The 18,841-nt window shown below is 72.6% G+C and carries 14 protein-coding genes; 6 read left to right on the forward strand and 8 right to left on the reverse strand.

Features of this window, described 5'->3' with window-relative positions; genetic code table 11:
* Positions 1–15: 15 nt before the first annotated feature.
* The 4 genes from R2E43_RS01520 to R2E43_RS01535 form a co-directional block, all read right to left on the reverse strand.
* Positions 16–1,227 carry a Cmx/CmrA family chloramphenicol efflux MFS transporter gene (locus tag R2E43_RS01520; protein ID WP_093457679.1) on the reverse strand — a complete coding sequence of 404 codons (1,212 nt, stop codon included), beginning with the start codon at positions 1,225–1,227 and terminating at the stop codon, positions 16–18.
* Positions 1,228–1,326: 99 nt separating this feature from the next.
* Positions 1,327–3,621, reverse strand: a complete 2,295-nt coding sequence (locus R2E43_RS01525) for an FdhF/YdeP family oxidoreductase (protein ID WP_003971619.1) — start codon at positions 3,619–3,621, stop codon at positions 1,327–1,329.
* A gap of 63 nt (positions 3,622–3,684) precedes the next feature.
* A complete protein-coding gene (locus R2E43_RS01530) occupies positions 3,685–4,203 on the reverse strand; it encodes an SRPBCC family protein (protein WP_003971620.1) in 519 nt (172 codons plus the stop codon).
* The gene (locus tag R2E43_RS01535) at positions 4,200–6,713 is read right to left on the reverse strand and encodes an ATP-dependent Clp protease ATP-binding subunit (protein ID WP_332055824.1); all 2,514 of its coding nucleotides are present in this window, start codon (positions 6,711–6,713) and stop codon (positions 4,200–4,202) included. The genes R2E43_RS01530 and R2E43_RS01535 overlap by 4 nt, the downstream gene beginning before the upstream one ends.
* A gap of 124 nt (positions 6,714–6,837) precedes the next feature.
* On the opposite strand from R2E43_RS01535, the gene ligA reads away from it, so the two are divergent.
* The 5 genes from ligA to R2E43_RS01560 all read left to right on the forward strand — a co-directional run bounded on the left by ligA (position 6,838) and on the right by R2E43_RS01560 (position 12,734).
* On the forward strand, positions 6,838–8,928 hold the full coding sequence (gene ligA, locus R2E43_RS01540) for an NAD-dependent DNA ligase LigA (protein WP_332055825.1): 2,091 nt from the start codon (positions 6,838–6,840) through the stop codon (positions 8,926–8,928).
* A 186-nt stretch (positions 8,929–9,114) separates the two neighbouring features.
* A complete protein-coding gene (locus R2E43_RS01545; RefSeq protein WP_332055826.1) occupies positions 9,115–10,230 on the forward strand; it encodes a serine hydrolase domain-containing protein in 1,116 nt (371 codons plus the stop codon).
* A 68-nt stretch (positions 10,231–10,298) separates the two neighbouring features.
* Positions 10,299–11,513 (forward strand): MFS transporter, encoded by a 1,215-nt coding sequence (locus R2E43_RS01550; RefSeq protein WP_332055827.1) that lies wholly within the window; start codon positions 10,299–10,301, stop codon positions 11,511–11,513.
* 71 nt (positions 11,514–11,584) lie between these two features.
* Entirely contained in the window at positions 11,585–12,166 is a 582-nt protein-coding gene (locus R2E43_RS01555; protein ID WP_319119820.1) for a sugar O-acetyltransferase, read from the forward strand.
* 10 nt (positions 12,167–12,176) lie between these two features.
* Entirely contained in the window at positions 12,177–12,734 is a 558-nt protein-coding gene (locus R2E43_RS01560) for a TetR/AcrR family transcriptional regulator (RefSeq protein ID WP_011031717.1), read from the forward strand.
* A 66-nt stretch (positions 12,735–12,800) separates the two neighbouring features.
* Here the strand turns inward: R2E43_RS01560 and R2E43_RS01565 are convergent, their stop codons facing one another.
* The 4 genes from R2E43_RS01565 to R2E43_RS01580 form a co-directional block, all read right to left on the reverse strand.
* Positions 12,801–14,099 carry a YeeE/YedE family protein gene (locus tag R2E43_RS01565; protein WP_332055828.1) on the reverse strand — a complete coding sequence of 433 codons (1,299 nt, stop codon included), beginning with the start codon at positions 14,097–14,099 and terminating at the stop codon, positions 12,801–12,803.
* A 329-nt stretch (positions 14,100–14,428) separates the two neighbouring features.
* Positions 14,429–16,345 carry a molecular chaperone HtpG gene (gene htpG, locus R2E43_RS01570; protein ID WP_003971629.1) on the reverse strand — a complete coding sequence of 639 codons (1,917 nt, stop codon included), beginning with the start codon at positions 16,343–16,345 and terminating at the stop codon, positions 14,429–14,431.
* A 14-nt stretch (positions 16,346–16,359) separates the two neighbouring features.
* On the reverse strand, positions 16,360–16,968 hold the full coding sequence (locus R2E43_RS01575) for a DUF4303 domain-containing protein (RefSeq protein ID WP_231909032.1): 609 nt from the start codon (positions 16,966–16,968) through the stop codon (positions 16,360–16,362).
* Between the two features lie 298 nt (positions 16,969–17,266).
* Positions 17,267–17,767 carry a DUF2975 domain-containing protein gene (locus R2E43_RS01580; protein ID WP_003971631.1) on the reverse strand — a complete coding sequence of 167 codons (501 nt, stop codon included), beginning with the start codon at positions 17,765–17,767 and terminating at the stop codon, positions 17,267–17,269.
* 181 nt (positions 17,768–17,948) lie between these two features.
* Between R2E43_RS01580 and R2E43_RS01585 the strand changes: the two genes are divergently transcribed.
* Positions 17,949–18,836, forward strand: coding sequence for an SGNH/GDSL hydrolase family protein (locus R2E43_RS01585; protein WP_189284024.1), 888 nt, complete (start codon positions 17,949–17,951; stop codon positions 18,834–18,836).
* The last annotated feature ends 5 nt before the right edge of the window (positions 18,837–18,841 follow it).

Raw genomic sequence — 18,841 nt, forward strand, 5'->3', positions numbered from 1 at the left:
ACGCCGGGGCCCGGGTCACACCCGCTGGGCCCGCTCCAGGTTCGCGGTCTCGCTGGCCGGGCCGCCGCCCGTCACGACGCGCGACCGGGTGTGCAGCCGCAGGGAGACGGCGACGAAGGCGATCGCGACCAGGGTCATCGCCCCGCCCGCCCAGGCGGTGGCCTCGTAGCCGAGGTCCGCGTCGATCACCGTGCCGCCGAGCCAGGGCCCGCCGGTGTTGCCCAGGTTGAACGCGGCGGTCGTCGTCGCGCCCGCGAGGGTGGGGGCGGCACCGGCGACGTTGAACATGCGCGCGTTGAGCGCGGGCGCCGTGTAGAACGCGGAGACCCCGAGCAGCAGCGACAGGACGATCACGACGGCGGGGCTGGAGGCGAACAGCGCGAGGGCGGCCAGCAGCACCGTCGAGGCGGTGATGCCGGAGAGCAGTACGCCGAACAGGTGGGCGTCGGCGACCCGGCCGCCGATCGTCGTGCCGATGAGCGCGCCGACGCCGAACAGCGCCAGCACGGTCGGTACCCATCCGTCCGCCAGTCCGGCGACGTCGGTGAGCAGCGGGGCGAGGTAGGAGAAGGCGCAGAAGACGCCGCCGGCGGCGAGCGCGGTCACGACGATGGACAGCCAGACCTGGCGGTCCCGGTAGATCGCCAGCTCGCCCCGCAGCCGGGGCCGCCGCTCGGGCAGCGGGATGCGGGGGATGAGGGTCACCACGCCGACGAGCGCGACGGCGGACGCGCCGCCCACGGCCCAGAACGCGGACCGCCAGCCCAGGTGCTCGCCGAGGAAGGCGCCCGCCGGGACGCCGAGGACGTTGGCTATGGACAGTCCGCCGATCATCACGGCCATCGCGCGGGCCCGCGCGGTCACCGGCACCATCGCGATGGCCACGGCCGCGCCCACCGCCCAGAAGCCGGCGCAGGCGAGCGCGCTGACGACCCGCGAGACGAACAGGACCTCGTAGCTCGTCGCGAGCGCGCCCGCGACCTGGCCGACGCCGAACACCGAGATCAGCGCGACCAGCGTGGTCTTGCGGGGCAGGCGCAGGGTCGCCACGGCCAGCAGCGGCGCGCCGACCACCATGCCGATCGCGAACGCCGATATCAGCAGCCCGGCTCGCGGGATCGACACGTCCATGTCGTCGGCGATGGGCGGCAGCAGTCCGGAGAGCATGAACTCGCTGGTGCCGAGGGCGAAGACGGACAGGCCGAGGATGTAGACGGCGAGCGGCATGCGTCCGGCCGTGGACCGTGGGGAAGAGTCGGGCATGACAGGTGTCAACGGGGCCCCGCTTCCCGCCATTCCCGCGGCGGGGCCCGTCTCACGATGCGGCTACGGGGTCACGCGCTCCAGCCGGACGACGATGCCCTTGGAGGTGGGCTGGTTGCTGATGTCGGCGACGCTGTCCAGCGGGACCAGGACCTGGGTCTCCGGGTAGTACGCGGCGGCGGACCCGCGGGCGGTGGGGTACGGGACCACCTCGAAGCCCTCGGCGCGCCGCTCGGTGTCGTCGTGCCAGACGCCGACGACGTCGACCCGGTCGCCCCCCGCCAGGGACAGGGCGCTCAGGTCGTCCGGGTTGACCATGACCACCCGGCGGCTGCCGTGGATGCCCCGGTAGCGGTCGTTCAGGGTGTAGGGGATGGTGTTCCACTGGTCGTGGGAGCGCAGGGTCTGCAGCAGCAGGTGGCCCTCGGGCACGTCGGGCACGCTCCAGGTGTTGCGGGTGAACACGGCCTTGCCGGTGGCGGTGCGGTAGACGCCCTCGTTGACGGGATTGGGCAGCCGGATGCCGCCGGGGCGGGCCACGCGCCGGTTGAAGTCGTACAGGCCCGGCACGATCCGGGAGATCCGGTCGCGGATCGTGCCGTAGTCGGCCTCGAACTCCTCCCAGCGCACGTTCCCGGGGCCCGCGCCGAGGGTGCGGCGGGCGAGCCGGCACAGGATGGCGACCTCGCTGAGCAGCAGGGGCGAGGCCGGCTTGAGCCGTCCCCGGGAGGTGTGCACCTCGCTCATCGAGTTCTCCACCGTGACGAACTGCTCGCCGCCCGCCTGGTGGTCGCGCTCGGTCCGGCCGAGGGTGGGCAGGATCAGCGCGGTCTGCCCGCAGACGGTGTGCGACCCGTTGAGCTTGGTGGAGACGTGGGCGGTCAGGCGGCAGTTGCGCATGGCCTCCTCGGTGACCGCGCTGTCGGGGGCGGCCCGCACGAAGTTGCCCGCGACGCCGAGGAAGACCTTGATCCGGCCCTCCCGCATCGCCTTGATCGAGTCGACCGAGTCGAGCCCGTGGGCGCGCGGCGGGTCGAAGCCGAACTCGTCGCGCAGGGCGTCCAGGAAGGAGTCCGGCATCTGCTCCCAGATGCCCATGGTGCGGTCGCCCTGGACGTTGCTGTGGCCGCGCACCGGGCAGGCGCCGGCTCCGGCCCGGCCGAGGTTGCCGCGCAGCAGCAGGAAGTTGACGATCTCCCGGATGGTGGGCACGCCGTGTTTGTGCTGGGTGATGCCCATCGCCCAGCAGACGATGACCCGCTTGCTGCGCAGTACCTCGTCGCGGACCCGTTCGATCTCCTCGCGGGTCAGACCGGTGGTGGCGGTCACGTCGTCCCAGGAGGCCTGCCGGGCGTGCTCGGCGAACTCCTCGAAGCCGCTGGTGCTGTCGCGGATGAACGCGTGGTCCAGGACCGTGCCGGGCCGGGCGTCCTCGGCCTCGAGCAGCAGCCGGTTCAGTGCCTGGAACAGGGCGAGGTCGCCGCCGGGCCGGATGTGCAGGAACCGGTCGGCGATGCGGACGCCCTGGCCGATCACCCCACTGGCCTTCTGCGGGTTCCTGAACCGCAGCAGCCCCGCCTCCGGGAGCGGGTTGACGGCGACGATGCGGGCGCCGTTGCGCTTGGCCTGCTCCAGCGCGGACAGCTGCCGCGGGTGGTTGCTGCCGGGGTTCTGTCCCACCAGGAAGATGAGGTCGGCGTGGTGGAGGTCGTCGAGGCTGACGGTGCCCTTGCCGGTGCCGAGGGTCTCGTGCAGGGCGAAGCCGCTCGACTCGTGGCACATGTTGCTGCAGTCGGGCAGGTTGTTGGTGCCGTAGGCGCGGGCGAAGAGCTGCAGCACGAAGGCGGCTTCGTTGCTGACCCGGCCCGAGGTGTAGAAGACCGCCTCGTCGGGGCTGTCGAGCGCCTTCAGTTCCCCGGCGAGCAGGTCGAGGGCGTCGCGCCAGCTGATCGGCTCGTAGTGGTCGGAGCCGGGCCGCTTGACCATCGGCTCGGTCAGGCGCCCCTGCTGGTTCAGCCACAGGTCGGAGCGCTGGGCCAGGTCAAAGACGGAGTGCTCGCGGAAGAAGTCCGCGGTGATCCGCCGTGTCGTCGCCTCGTCGTTGATGTGCTTGGCGCCGTTCTCGCAGTACTCGTTGCGGTGGCGGTGGCCGGGTGCGGGGTCCGCCCAGGCGCAGCCCGGGCAGTCGATTCCGTCGACCTGGTTCATGGTCAGCAGGTCCACCGCGGTTTCCTTCGGGGACGTCTGCGCCAGGGAGTACTCCAGTGCGTGCACCACGGCGGGCACGCCCGCGGCCCAGGTCTTGGGCGGGGTGACGGTCAGGTCGTCCCGGGGTTCGTCCCTGGGCGGCTTCTTCATCGGGGGATCGCCTCTCGTTCGCTGTCTTCGGGGTACGGGGCCCGGGTACGGAGCCGGGTCCTCTCAGCCCACGGGCCAGACCGCCACCCGGCTGCGCGGCGGCTCCGGCTCCTCCGGCCGCACCTGGCCGTCGCGGATGGTTCCCCGCCAGGCGCCGCTCGCCTCCCCGTGTCCTTCGACGTACGCCTTGAAGTGCGCGAGTTCGCGCCGCACCACGCGGCCGGCCGCCCCGGGGACCAGGGCGAGTACGCCCGTGAGTCCGCGCGGCTCGGCCGACATCCGCACGGTCACCGAGGTGTGCTCCCCTTCGCCCGGCCGGAACGTCACCTCGCCCCGGTGGCCGTGGCGCTGCCCGAGGCTGCGCCAGGTCAGGTGCGAGTCGGGCACCTGGTCCACGATCTCGGTCGCGAACTCCCGGCGGAGGGGGCCGAGTCCGACGACCCACAGGGTCACGGCGGGCCTGACCTGTTCGACGCGCTTGACGGTGGTCATGAACCGCGGGAAGCACTCGAACTGGGTCCACTGGTCGTACGCGGTGCGCACCGGTACGGCGATCTCGATCGTTTCCTCGACGGTGCTCATGTGCCGCTCGCCTCCGCGGGTCGTGCGGTGCCGGACTTGTCGACCGTGCAGTGCAGGGAGTCGTCGACCACGTCGGCGACGATGGTGTCGCCGGGGTCGGCCTCGCCGCCGAGGAGCAGGTCGGCGACGCGGTTGTCGAGTTCGGCCTGGATGGTGCGCCTGAGCGGTCGGGCGCCGAACTCCGGCTGGTGTCCGTGGGCGATCAGCAGCTTCTTGGCCGCCTCGGTGACCTTCAGTGTCATGCCCTGGGCGTGCACCCGCCGTTCGCTCTGCGCCAGCAGGTGGTCCACGATCCGCGAGAGGTCGTCCTCGGTGAGGCCGTGGAAGACGATGATCTCGTCGATGCGGTTGAGGAACTCCGGCAGGAACCGGCCCCGCAGCTCCTGCATGAGTTCGTTCTTGAGGTCGGACACGTCGCCCTTGTGGTCGAGGATGCGGTGGGCGCCGATGTTGGACGTCATGATGACCACGCAGTGCCGGAAGTCGACGGTGCGTCCCTGTCCGTCGGTGAGGCGGCCGTCGTCGAGGATCTGCAGCAGCGTGTTGAAGACGTCGGGGTGGGCCTTCTCCACCTCGTCGAACAGGACCACGCTGTAGGGCTGCCTGCGGACCTTCTCGGTGAGCTGGCCGGCCTCCTCGTAGCCGACGTAGCCCGGGGGCGCGCCGACGAGCCGGGCGACCGTGTGCTTCTCCTGGAACTCGCTCATGTCGAAGCGGATCATGCGGTTCTCCTCGCCGAACAGCAGCTCGGCGAGGGTCTTGGCCAGCTCGGTCTTGCCGACACCGGTGGGGCCGAGGAAGAGGAAGGAGCCCACGGGGCGGTCGGGGTCGCCCATGCCGGCCCGGTTGCGGCGCACGGCCCGCGAGACGGCGGTGACCGCCTCGTCCTGGCCGACGATCCGGGCGTGCATCTCCTCCTCCAGCCTGAGCAGCCGCTCCTTCTCCCCCGCCGTCAGCTGGGAGACCGGGATGCCGGTGCGGCGGGAGATCACGTCCGCGATGTCGTCGGCGGTGACGGAGACGACGCCCTCGCGGCGCTCCTCGATGCCCGCCAGTTCGCCCTCCGCCTCGGCGATCTCGCGTTTCAGCTCGCCCGCGCGGGCGTAGTCCTCGGCCGCGACGGCCTGCTCCTGCTCCCGGCGCAGCTTCGCGATGCGGTCCTCGCGGCCGACGACCTCGGTGGAACGGCTCGCGCTGCGCAGCCGTACCCGGGCGCCCGCCTGGTCCATGACGTCGATCGCCTTGTCGGGCAGGAAGCGGTCGCTGACGTAGCGGTCGGACAGCTCCGCCGCCGCGGTCAGCGCTCCGTCGGCGAAGCGGACCTGGTGGTGCGCCTCGTAGGCGTCGCGCAGGCCCTCCAGGATCTGCACCGTCTCCTCGACCGAGGGCTCGGGGACCATCACGGGCTGGAAGCGGCGTTCGAGGGCGGCGTCCTTCTCGACGTACTTGCGGTACTCGTCGATGGTCGTGGCGCCCACCACGTGCAGTTCGCCGCGCGCGAGGGCCGGCTTGAGCATGTTGCCGGCGTCCATGGAGCTCTCGCCGCTCGCTCCGGCGCCGACGACGGTGTGCAGTTCGTCGATGAACAGGATGATGTCGCCGCGGGCCTGCTGGACGTCCTCGATGACCTTCTTGAGCCGCTCCTCGAACTGGCCCCGGTACTGCGCGCCCGCCACCATGGCGGACAGGTCGAGGGCGACCACCCTCTTGTCCTTCAGCGTGTTCGGGACCTCACCGGCCACGATGCGCTGGGCCAGTCCCTCCACGATGGCGGTCTTGCCGACGCCGGGCTCGCCGATCAGCACCGGATTGTTCTTGGAGCGCCGGGAGAGGATCTCGACGGTCTGCTCGATCTCCTCGGCGCGGCCGACGACGGGGTCGAGCTTCCCGGCCTTCGCCTCGTCGGTCAGGTCCCGTCCGTACTCGTCCAGCGTGGTGGCCGGTCTCCCGCCGTCGTCGCCCGGGGCCCCGCCCGGACGGGCGGCCTGCTCGGTGAGCCCCTCCAGCTTGCCGATGTCCTGCCCCTGGGCGCCCAGCAGCCGGGCCGCGCCCGTGTCGCCGTCCGCCAGCAGGGCGCCCAGGATGTGCTCGGGGCCGATGTAGGAGACGCCGGAGGCCCGGGAGCGGGCGTAGGCGGTGGCGAGGGTGCGCTTGGCGGCCGGGGTGAGGCCCGGCTCGGCGGACGGCTCGCCCGCCTCGCGGGGCAGGACCTCGGCGATCCGGGAGGCGAGCGCGTCGGGGTCGGCGCCCGCCCGGGCGAGCAGCCCCCGCGCGGGCTCGACCTTCGTGGCCGCCCACAACAGGTGCTCCGTGTCCAGGTCGGACGTCCCGTCCTCCAGCGACCGCCGTGCCGCCAGGTTGAGGAGCTCCTGCGAGGACTCGGTCAGCATCCGGCCGATCGGCACCCGCTGCACCGCCGGGGGCGAGGACGCGGGCGACGTTCCGAAGAACCGGTTGAACAGATCACTGAACGGATCGGACGCACCGAATCCGAACGACGACATCGACATGACAGCTCCCGGGGCGGTGGCGAATCGCTTCAACCGAAACCCCATGTCGGCGGCTCCGCAAGCGGAGCGGCCGCCGCGCGGCGGCGCGGACCCGTTGTCAGTGGTGGGCGGCATGATTCGGGCCATGACTACTCCCGCAGCAGTGATCGTCGACGCCACCGCCTACGCCCAGGCGGTCGAGGACGCCGCGCACGCGGCCGCCGCCTACTACGCGGGCGGCTCCTCCCCGCTGGACGACGACGCCTACGACCGGCTGGCGAGAGGGATCGCCGCGTGGGAGGCCGAGCACCCCGACGAGGTGCTGCCCGACTCCCCCACCGGCAAGGTCGCCGGCGGCGCGGCCGAGGGGGACGTGCCGCACACGGTGCCGATGCTCAGCCTGGACAACGTGTTCTCGCCGGAGGAGTTCACCGTCTGGACGGCGTCCCTGGCCCGGCGCATCGACCGCGAGGTCACGCGGTTCGGCGTGGGTCCCAAGCTGGACGGCCTCGCGGTCGCCGCCCGCTACCGGGAGGGCCGCCTCACCCGGCTGATCACGCGGGGCGACGGCACGGCCGGCGAGGACGTCTCGCACGCCATCGGCACCGTGGAGGGGCTGCCCGGGACGCTGGCGGAGCCGGTGACCGTCGAGGTGCGGGGCGAGATCCTGATGACGACGGCCCAGTTCGAGCACGCCAACGAGGTGCGCATCCGGCACGGCGGGCAGCCCTTCGCCAACCCGCGCAACGCGGCCGCGGGCACCCTGCGCGCGAAGGAGCGCGCCTACACGGTGCCGATGACCTTCTTCGGCTACGGCCTGCTGGCCCTGCCCGGCACCGACGCGGCGCTCGCGGGGCGGCTGGAGGAGCTGCCGTACAGCGAGCTGATGGAGACGGCGGCCGGGCTCGGCGTGCACACCAGCGCCGGGACCGCGGTGCCGGACGTGGTCGTCGGGACGCCCGAGCAGGTGGTGGCGCGGGTCCAGGAGATCGCCGCACTCCGTGCCGAGCTGCCGTTCGGCATCGACGGGATCGTCGTCAAGGCGGACCTCGCCGCGGACCGGCGGGCCGCCGGGTCGGGCTCGCGGGCGCCGCGGTGGGCGATCGCGTACAAGCTCCCGGCCGTGGAGAAGATCACCCGGCTGCTCGAGGTGGAGTGGAACGTCGGCCGTACCGGCATCATCGCGCCGCGCGGGGTCCTGGAGCCGGTGGTCATCGAGGGCTCCACGATCACGTACGCCACGCTGCACAATCCGGCCGACATCACCCGTCGCGGTCTGCGGCTGGGCGACCACGTCATGGTGCACCGCGCCGGTGACGTCATTCCGCGCATCGAGGCACCGGTCGCACATCTGCGGACGGGCGAGGAGCAGCCCATCGTCTTCCCCGAGGCGTGTCCGCGCTGCGGCTCGGACATCGACACGAGCGAGGAGCGCTGGCGGTGCGCGCAGGGCCGCAACTGCCACCTGGTCGCCTCCCTCGCCTACGCCGCGGGGCGGGACCAGCTCGACATCGAGGGGCTGGGCACCACCCGGGTCGTCCAGCTCGTCGAGGCCGGGCTCGTGGCCGACCTGGCCGACCTGTTCCTGCTCCGGCGCGAGCAGTTGCTCGCCCTGGAGCGGATGGGCGAGACCAGCACCGACAACCTGCTCGCCGCGCTGGCCCGGGCCAAGGAGCAGCCGCTGTCCCGGGTGCTGTGCGCGCTGGGCGTCCGGGGCACCGGCCGGTCCATGTCCCGGCGCATCGCCCGGTACTTCGCCACCATGGACCACATACGCGCCGCCGACGCCGAGGCCATGCAGCGGGTCGACGGCATCGGGGTGGAGAAGGCCCCCTCCGTCGTCGCGGAGATCGCCGAACTCGCCCCGCTCATCGACAGGCTCGCCGCCGCCGGTGTCAACATGACCGAGCCCGGCGCGACCCCGCCCCGGCCCGCGGACACTGACGGCGCGGACGGGGCGACGGCCGAGGCACCGGGTGACGGCGGGCCGCTGGCGGGCATGAAGGTGGTCGTCACCGGCGCGATGACCGGCAACCTGGAACGGCTCAGCCGCAACGAGATGAACGAACTCATCGAGCGGGCCGGCGGACGCTCCTCCTCCAGCGTCTCCAAGAACACGTCACTGGTCGTCGCGGGCGAGGGAGCGGGTTCGAAGCGGGCCAAGGCGGAACAGCTCGGCGTCCGGCTGGCCACCCCCGAGGAGTTCGCCGTGCTCGTCGCCGGCCTGCTGAGCTGAGGCACCGGACGCGCCTGCACGAGGACGGTGGCGAGGGGGGCGAGGGGATGGTGGCGGGGGTGTTGGTGACACCCCCGGGCCGGGGGCCAGTCCCACTGATCTTCCTTCCCGGCCCTGAGAGGGTCGTCGGTGAACGGACACCGTCCGCCCGCCGCAGTCGGGCGGCCACGAACAGGGGGAAGACACATGCACCGCAAGCGCCTCGTCGCCGCGGTCCTGCTCGCCGCCGCACTCACCGGTGCGCTCGCGCCCGTGGCGGCGGCCCACCCGGGCCGCCCCGGCCACCCCGGCGCCGTACAGCGTCAACTGGACCTGCTCACCGCACGCGACGGCGTTCCCGGCGCACTCGCGTACGACGGCAGGACGACCCGCACCTCGGGCGTCGCCGACCTGGAATCGGGCCGGGCGATGACCGGCGAGCGGGGCCGGTTCCGGCTCGCCAGCGACACCAAGGCGTTCACCGCGACCGCGGTGCTGCGGCTGGTGGCGGACGGCCGGCTGGGCCTCGGGGACCGCGCGGGCTCCTACGTGCCGCAGCTGGCCGACAGTCCCCTCACCGTACGGCAGTTGCTGAAGCAGACCAGCGGGCTGCCGGAGTACTCGGCGCTGGTGGACTGGACCCGGCCGGGGACGCCCGAGGAGTACCTGGCCCTGGCGCTCGACGCGGAGCCCGTCTTCGAGCCCGGCACGGACTGGGGCTACTCCAACACCAACTACCTGGTCCTCGGCATGGTGATCGACGAGGTGTCCGGGGTCGGCTTCCGCACGTACGTGGAGCGCACGATCCTGCGCCCGCTGCACCTGGACGACACCTACTGGCCCGCGCCCGGCGAGCTGGACCTGCGCGGCCCGCACGCCCGGAACTACGGCGTGCACCCCGCGCACCCGCAGGACGGCAGGGTGGACGTGACCGAGCTGCCCGGGTACGAGTTCGGTGCGTCCGGCGGCCTGGTGTCCACCCCCGTCGACCTGAACGCCTTCTGGGACGGTCTGTTCGGCGGCCGCCTGCTGCCCGGCTGGGCGGTGCGCCTGATGACGCGGGACACCACCGACATCGGCGGCCGCGACGTCTACCCGGCGGGCAGTCGCTACGGGTACGGCGTCGCCTCGATCCCGCTCAGCTGCGGCGGCGTCTACTGGGGCCACGGCGGCGACCTGCCCGGCGGTTCGGTGGGCGGCGGCCGGGCCACGGGCGGCCGGGGCACGGTGACCGTCTACACCACGACGTGGGCGGCCGAGGGCGACAGCCTGCGTCATCTCCAGGGCACCGTGGACGCGGCCCTGTGCGCCAAGAGGCGCTGAGCAGCCTCCCCCGGCCGGGGATCGCCCGGAGTGTACGTTCGTACGCCCCGGCGGGTAGGCTCCCGCGCATGACTGTTGACGTACTGCGCCGGCCCGCCCTGGCCGATCGGCGGGCTCGGGTGGCCGTCGCCGTGCTGTTCTTCACCAACGGGGCCCTGTTCGCCAACCTGCTGCCGCGCTATCCGCAGATCAAGGCGGACCTCGGTATCGGGAACGCCGCCTACGGACTGGCCGTGGCGGCGTTCCCGGCGGGAGCCGTCACGGCCGGGCTGGCGGCCGGGATCCTGGTGCGCCGGTTCGGCTCGGCACGGGTCGCGGTCGGCGGCACGCTGCTGACCGGGGTGGGCATCCTCGCCGCCGGACTCGCCGACTCGGTGGTGGTGTTCGCGGGCGCGCTGTTCCTGGCGGGGGCGACGGACGCCTTCACCGATGTCGCGCAGAACGCCCACGGCCTGCGGGTGCAGCGCCGTTACGGACGTTCCGTCATCAACTCCTTCCACGCCATCTGGTCCATCGGCGCCGTCACCGGCGGGTCCATGGCCGCCGCGGCGATCGCGCTCGGCGTCGCGCGCGGCCCGCACCTGCTCTTGTCCGCCGTGGTCTTCGCGGTCGCGGCCTGCGTCGCCCTGCGCTACTGCCTGCCCGGCCCCGAGACCGAGGCCGAACCGGCCGCGGACACCGGCGCCGAGGACTCCGCGCCGCCACCGAGCCGGGCCCCGGCGGCCAGCCTGCGCACCGGCTGGGTGCTGGCCGCCCTCGTCCTCATCGCCACGGCCGGCACCCTCGTCGAGGACGCGGGCATGTCCTGGGCCACTCTCTACCTCTCCGACTCGCTGCACGCGACGGCGGCACTGGCCGCGTCCGGGTATGTCGCCCTGGTCGGCGCGCAGTTCGTCGGCCGGATCGTCGGCGACCGGCTCGTGGACCGCTTCGGCCAGCGCGCGGTGGCCCGCTCCGGCGCCCTGATCGCCGCGATCGGCATGGGTCTGGCGCTGGCCGTGCCGACGGTGCCCGGCACGGTCCTCGGATTCGCCGCGGCCGGATTCGGGGTGGCGACGCTGGTACCGGCGGCCATGCACGAGGCCGACGAACTGCCCGGCCTCAAGCCCGGGTCGGGCCTGACCCTCGTCTCCTGGCTGATGCGGCTCGGCTTCCTGCTCTCGCCGCCGGTCGTGGGGCTGGTCGCCGACGCGACGAGCCTGCGGGTGGGCCTGCTGGTGGTGCCGCTCGCGGGGCTCCTCGTGCTGCTGTGCGCAGGGGTGCTCCGGCCCCGGCGCGACTGAGCCGTACCACCGGGCGACGCGACCCCCATGGGAGTGTACGTTCGTACGCTTTCGGGGGTAGGATCGGACGCATGCCGACGGACCACTTCGCGGGCGACTCCCGCACCAACCTCGAACGCATGCAGGCGGGCGACCTCTACATCGCCGACGACCCCGAGATCGCCCGCAGGCAGCAGCAGGCGGTACGGCTGGCGGCCCGCTACCAGGCCGCCTACGCGGAGGACGCGGAGGCGGCGCGCCCGCTCCTCGTCGAACTGCTCGGCTCCCTGGGTGCCGAGGCCCACGTGCGGCCGCCGCTGTACGTCGACTACGGCAGCAACATCACCGTCGGCGCGCGCACCTTCGTCAACTACAACCTGACGGCGCTGGACGTCGCGGCGATCACCATCGGCGAGGACTGCCAGATCGGGCCGAACGTCCAGCTGCTCACCCCCACGCACCCCCTGGAGCCCGGACCGCGGCGGGACAAGCTGGAGGCCGCCCGCCCGATCGTCATCGGCGACAACGTCTGGCTGGGCGGCGGCGCGATCGTGCTGCCGGGCGTCACCATCGGGGACAACTCCGTCATCGGTGCCGGTGCCGTCGTCACCAGGGACGTACCGGCGAACGTCGTGGCGGTCGGCAACCCTGCCCGGCCGGTGCGGAACGTGTAAGTCTGCTCCCATGGCAACCGGACACACGGATCCGCAGCGGCGGGAGCGCATCCTCGCCGCCACCCTCGACCTGATCGCCGAGGAGGGCATCGCACGCGTCTCCCACCGGAGGATCGCGCAGCGCGCGGGGGTACCGCTCGGCTCGATGACGTACCACTTCACCGGCATCGAGCAACTGCTGCGGGAGGCCTTCGGCCGGTTCACCGACCACATCGTCGCGGTCTTCGACGAGCATCTCGGCGCCGCCGCCGACCGCGACGAGGCCCGGGAAGCGGTGGCCGACCTGGTGCACGAGCTGTCCGAGGACAGCCAGCGCGACCTGGTGCTCACCCAGGAGCTGTACACGCTCGCCGCGCGGCAACCGGCCTACCGGGAGCTGACCCACGAGTGGATGCGCCGCAGCCGCGTCCACCTGGAGAAGCACTTCGACCCCGGCACCGCCCGCCAGCTGGACGCCCTCATCGAGGGCCTGACGCTGCACCGTGCCCTGGCGCGTGAGCCGCACGGCCGCGCCCTCACCCTGGAGGCCATCGCCCGGATCACCACCACGGACCGGCCCGCCCCCTAGAAGGGCGGCGCCCCCAGCAGCCCGTGCGGCGCGGGCCTGACCCCCGCGCCGCACGGGCCTCCCCTGTCAGCAGACGCCGTCGCCCGGCTTCGGGTTGCCCAGGCCGAACAGGGGCCGCAGCTTGAGGCCCACCCAGGTGCCGGCCAGCGCGAAGGCCCCCCACAGCCAGCCGCTGAGGCTTCCCGAGGCGATGCCCGCGAGGTAGGCGCCGATGTTGCAGCCGCCGGCCAGCCGGGCGCCGATGCCCATCAGTACGCCGCCCAGCACCGCCGCCACGGCGGTACGCCAGGGGATGCCCCGGTGCAGCGCCCAGGTGCCGCCGAGCGAGGCGGCGACGGCTGCGCCGATCATGATGCCGATGTCCGTGAGGCTGGTCTTGTCGGCGAGCACCGGACCGGCCAGCATCTCGGCGTTGCCGGGCCGCTGCCACCAGGTCCAGTTCTCCGGGTGGCCGCCGAGCGCGCCGACCAGTTCCGAGCCCCACAGGCTGAACGCGCTGGTGACACCCCAGGCGCCGCCGGAGACCAGCAGGACGCCCGCGCCGAGCAGGGCCAGCGCGAGGGCGCCGACGGCCAGCGGCCAGGACCCGCGGACGGCCCGGACGACTGCCCGGTGGGCCGAGGGCACGGCGCCCAGCGGCGGCGGGTTGCGGCGGGCCTGGATCCGTCGGCTGACCAGCACCACGAGGAGCAGTGCGGCGACGGTCACGGCCCAGGAGCCGAACCAGCCGAGGTGCTCGGACAGCACGACGGGCTCCCAGGCCGGGAGGTCCTTCCACAGGTCGAACTGCCAGGCGGCCAGCGTGGCGCCCGCCACGAAGCCGCCCAGGGTCAGCACGATCGACGTCTGCCCCGAGCCGACCGCGAACAGGGTGCCCGAGGCGCAGGCGCCGCCGAGCTGCATGCCGATCGCGAAGAGCGCCGAACCGGTGAACAGACCGACGCCGATGGGTCCGGCGGACGGCGCGGGCTGGGAGCCGAACAGTCCGGACTCCGTACCGATGACGAGCGCGAACAGGGTGGCCGTGGTGCCGAGGAGCAGGGCGTGCGCCCGCAGCCCGGTCCCGTTGCCGACGGCGACCAGTTGCCGCCAGGCGGAGGTGAAGCCGAACCGGGAGTGGAAGAGGGCGAGGCCCAGACCGAGGCCGAGCAGGAGCAGCACGCCCGGCTTGGCGCCGTGCGCGGACCACACGTAGGCGGTCAGGGCGACGGCCAGCAGCCCGGACACGGCGAGCGGCGTCCGCCGCACCGGCGGCAGGGACGGTGCCTCGGGCCGGGCCGAGGAGGTGGGCGAGGGGGCGAACAGCGGGGTGGACGGGCGCGGCGGTGCGGCCGGGGACGGCCCGGCCGGGGATGCGGTGGTCACGGAAGGATCTCCGGGGTGGTGTGCACGGGGACGGCGGACGCGGGCGGACCGGCGGCGCGGGGAGCGCGGCCGGTCCGGAGGGTCAGCGGCGACAGAGGCCGTCGTCGACGCACCACGCCGAGCACGCGAAGAGCGCGAGGCACAGCTGCGGAGCCGATGCATACATGCGTACGAAGATACGGAGGAGCGGGCTCCGGACGCCACGCCGTCTCGCCATGCGGATGGCGGACGGCGTGGAGCCTCTCTCTGCCGGGCCTCTCCGGGTCTTCCTTCCGGAGCTTCCTTCCGGAGCTTCCTTCCGGGGCTTTCTTCCGAGTGCTTCCGGCCGGTTACAGGGTGCGCTCCAGGCGGTCCGCCATCAGCTGCACGAACCGGGCGGGCTCCTTGGGCCGGCCGCCCTCGGCGAGCACCGCGAGGGCGTGCAGCAGTTCGGCGGTCTCGGTCAGCTCGGCGCGGTCCTGCCGGTCGGTCCAGGCCCGGTTCAGGGACTTCACCAGCTGGTGCTCGGGGTTGAGTTCCAGGATCCGCTTGGCGCCGGGCACCTCCTGGCCCATCGCCCGGTACATGTTCTCCAGGGCGGGCGTCAGTTCACCCGCGTCGGAGACGACACACGCCGGGGAGACGGTGAGGCGGGAGGAGAGCCGGACCTCCTTGACCTCCTCGCCCAGGTGCTCGGTCATCCAGCCGAGCAGCCCGGCGTACTCCTCGCCCTGCTTCTCCTTCTCGGCGTCGCTCTTGTCCGCCTCGGTGCCGGAGAGGTCGATCTCCCCCTTGGCCACCGAGCGCAGCGTCTTGCCCTCGTACTCCCCCACCGCGTCGACCCAGACCTCGTCGACGGCGTCGGTGAGCAGGAGGACCTCCACGCCCTTGGCCCGGAACGCCTCCATGTGCGGGGAGTTCTCGATGGCCTGCCGGGACTCGCCCGTCATGTAGTAGATGTCGTCCTGCCCCTCCTTCATCCGCTCCACGTAGTCCTTGAGCGCGGTGGGCTCCTCGGCGTCGTGGGTGGAGGCGAACGAGCAGGCGGCGAGGATCGCGTCCCGGTTGTCGGAGTCGGTCACCAGGCCTTCCTTGAGCACCGCGCCGAACTCGCGCCAGAACGTGGCGTAGCGGTCCGGCGCGGAGGTCCTGAGGTCCTTGACCGTCGAGAGGACCTTCTTCGTCAGCCGGCGCTGGATCATCCGGATGTGGCGGTCCTGCTGGAGGATCTCGCGGGAGACGTTGAGCGAGAGGTCCTGCGCGTCGACGACGCCCTTGACGAAGCGGAGGTGCGGCGGCAGCAGCTCCTCGCAGTCGTCCATGATGAAGACGCGCTTCACGTACAGCTGGACGCCGCGCTGGTAGCCCTGGGTGAACAGGTCGTGCGGGGCGTGCGAGGGCACGAAGAGCAGGGCCTGGTACTCGAAGGTGCCCTCCGCCTGGAGCCGGATCGTCTCCAGCGGGTCGCGCCAGTCGTGGGCGATGTGCTTGTACAGCTCGTGGTACTCGTCGTCGGACACCTCGTCGCGCGGGCGCGCCCACAGGGCCTTCATCGAGTTGAGCGTCTCCGCCTCGCGGGCCTCGGCGCCCTCGCCGTCGCTGCCGTCGCCGCCGGGCTCCGGCAGCAGGCGGACCGGCCAGGTGATGAAGTCCGAGTACCGCTTGACGATCTCCTTGATCTTCCACGCGGAGGTGTAGTCGTGCAGCTGGTTCTCGACGTCGGCCGGCTTTAGGTGCAGCGTGACCGCGGTGCCCTGCGGGGCTTCGCCGATCCGCTCCAGGGTGTACGTGCCCTCGCCGCGGGAGGTCCACCGGGTGCCCTCGGTCTCGCCGGCGTGCCGGGTGACCAGGGTGACCTCGTCCGCCACCATGAAGCCCGAGTAGAAGCCGACGCCGAACTGTCCGATGAGACCGTCGGCCCCGGCCGCGTCCTTGGCCTCCCGCAGCTCCTCCAGGAACTTGGCGGTGCCCGAGTTGGCGATCGTGCCGATCAGCCGGGTGACCTCGTCGTACGACATGCCGATGCCGTTGTCGCGCACGGTCAGGGTGCGGGCGTCCTTGTCGACCTCCAACTCGATGTGCAGGTCGCTCACGTCGGCGTCCGGAGCGTCGTCGCGCAGGGCGGCGAGGCGCAGCTTGTCGAGCGCGTCGGAGGCGTTGGAGACGAGCTCGCGCAGGAAGACATCCTTGTTCGAGTAGACGGAGTGAATCATCAGCTGGAGCAGCTGACGCGCCTCTACCTGGAACTCAAACGTTTCGGTCGTCATGGCTGGTGAGTACCTCACAGGTCCACAGAGTCGTCTGCACTGGTGAGGGCAACTCTAGAACAGCGAGGGCGCGTCCGTCGGCGCCGGCCGACGACGTCCGCGCCCGTCTCGACCGCCCAGTCCGCCGGCGCCTCGGGCGGATTCAGCCGCAGGGGCCGCTCGTCGTTGCCGTCCTCGGACGGCACCTCGACGGTGGCGACGACGCGGTGCCGGTCGGCGCCGGTGCCGAAGACGCCTTCGGCGTCCAGCCGGGCCACGGCCGTCTCCATGGCGCGCAGGCGCTGCTCGAACTCCGCGTCCGCCGCGTCGTCCGGCAGGTCGAAGAGGTCGCCCCGGGCATCGAAGAGCGGCCGGACCGGTTCCAGGTGTGCTTCGCCGTAGCAGCAGAACGGGGAGTCGGCGTACGACCACTTGAGGTCGAGCGGCGCGCATCCCTGCCGCTCCGACTCGGCGGCCAGGGCCTCGGCCGACCAGGCGGACAGCGCGGGCCCGTAGCCCTTCCCGGACGTCACCAGCGTGCAGTAGTAGAACCGGTGGTCGGGGTGTTCGCGGAACAGGTCGAGCAGGGCCGCGCGGGCCGCCCGGTGGACGGCGTCGGCCAGTTCGGACTCGGTGGGTTGCACGGTGGGCCTCCGGGGCGGGCGGGCAGGATGTCGAGGCTCGGGAAGCCTGACGACAACCCCTGACCGTGCGGCGACCGGTACGCCGCGGCCGCTCCCGGGTGCAGCGGCACGCCGCCGGTGCGATGAGGCCGCGGACGTCGGGGAACTGGGCGCCGACGGCGTGGTCGGGCACGCACGCGGGGACGCGCCGCACCAGGAGGCGGGAGAGGTGCCGGCGACGGCGGGCCGCTCACTCGCAGGGCCCGGACCTCCGTCGCATCCCGCAGGGAGCAGGACCCCGTGGCGGGCCGAGGTGGTGTCAGACCACCTCGGCCAGCTCGCTGCGCAGCGCGGTCGCCTTGCCCAGGAGGCCGCGCATGACGACGACGAGCATGGCGAGGGCGGCGCCGACACCGACGCAGGCGACCGCGGCGCCGAGTGCGCCGAGTACCTGCATGCCGTCGTCGTCAGGGGAGGGGATCTCCGCGACGGCCAGGTGCACGGCGACGCCGAACGCCAGCAGTGTGGCCACGACCGTGGCCCCGATGACGGTGTCGACCCAGCGGAACGCCCGCCGGGAGAAGACGGCGTCGCGCTCGACCATGTCCAGGAGCATCCACACCGCGCACAGCACGACCTGGACGCAGGCGACGCCGAGGATGGCCACCGTCGCGTAGGGCACGGCGAAGGGTTCGTAGGGCGGGAAGCGGTCGGCCTCGTCGGACGCCGTCGTGGGAATGACGACGATCTGCCCGAAGAGGCCGAGCAGGACCGCTGCGGCGATACCGGCGCGGAGCGCGGCGATGAGAAGACGGTGCATGTATCGATCTTCAATGGGAATCGATCGAAAATCAATCGACTTCGTCGAACGGCGGCAGGCACGTCCTCCGCGAGAAGTTCGGTCAGCAACGTTGACTTCGAGTCAACAGCCCTGCACATTACTCAAAAGTAGAACCACCGGGTAACCCGCTGCCGCCCTCCTCCGGAAGAAGAGAGAGCACATGCCGAAGCCTGTCCTTCGCCGTGTCATGACCGCGACAGTCGCCGCCGTCGGCACGCTCGCCCTCGGCCTCACCGACGCCACCGCCCACGCCGCGCCCGCCCAGGCCACTCCGACACTGGACTACGTCGCCCTCGGCGACAGCTACAGCGCCGGCTCCGGCGTCCTGCCCGTCGACCCCGCCAACCTGCTCTGTCTGCGCTCGACGGCCAACTACCCCCACGTCATCGCGGACACGACGGGCGCCCGCCTCACGGACGTCACCTGCGGCGCCGCGCAGACCGCCGACTTCACGCGGGCCCAGTACCCGGGCGTCGCACCCCAGTTGGACGCGCTCGGCACCGGCACGGACCTGGTCACGCTCACCATCGGCGGCAACGACAACAGCACCTTCATCAACGCCATCACGGCCTGCGGCACGGCGGGTGTCCTCAGCGGCGGCAAGGGCAGCCCCTGCAAGGACAGGCACGGCACCTCCTTCGACGACGAGATCGAGGCCAACACGTACCCCGCGCTCAAGGAAGCGCTGCTCGGCGTCCGCGCCAGGGCTCCACACGCCAGGGTGGCGGCTCTCGGCTACCCGTGGATCACCCCGGCCACCGCCGACCCGTCCTGCTTCCTGAAGCTCCCCCTCGCCGCCGGTGACGTGCCCTACCTGCGGGCCATCCAGGCACACCTCAACGACGCGGTCCGGCGGGCCGCCGAGGAGACCGGAGCCACCTACGTGGACTTCTCCGGGGTGTCCGACGGCCACGACGCCTGCGAGGCCCCCGGCACCCGCTGGATCGAACCGCTGCTCTTCGGGCACAGCCTCGTTCCCGTCCACCCCAACGCCCTGGGCGAGCGGCGCATGGCCGAGCACACGATGGACGTCCTCGGCCTGGACTGACCTCC

Origin of the sequence: Streptomyces violaceoruber (assembly GCF_033406955.1) — a bacterium.
GTDB lineage: Bacteria > Actinomycetota > Actinomycetes > Streptomycetales > Streptomycetaceae > Streptomyces > Streptomyces violaceoruber.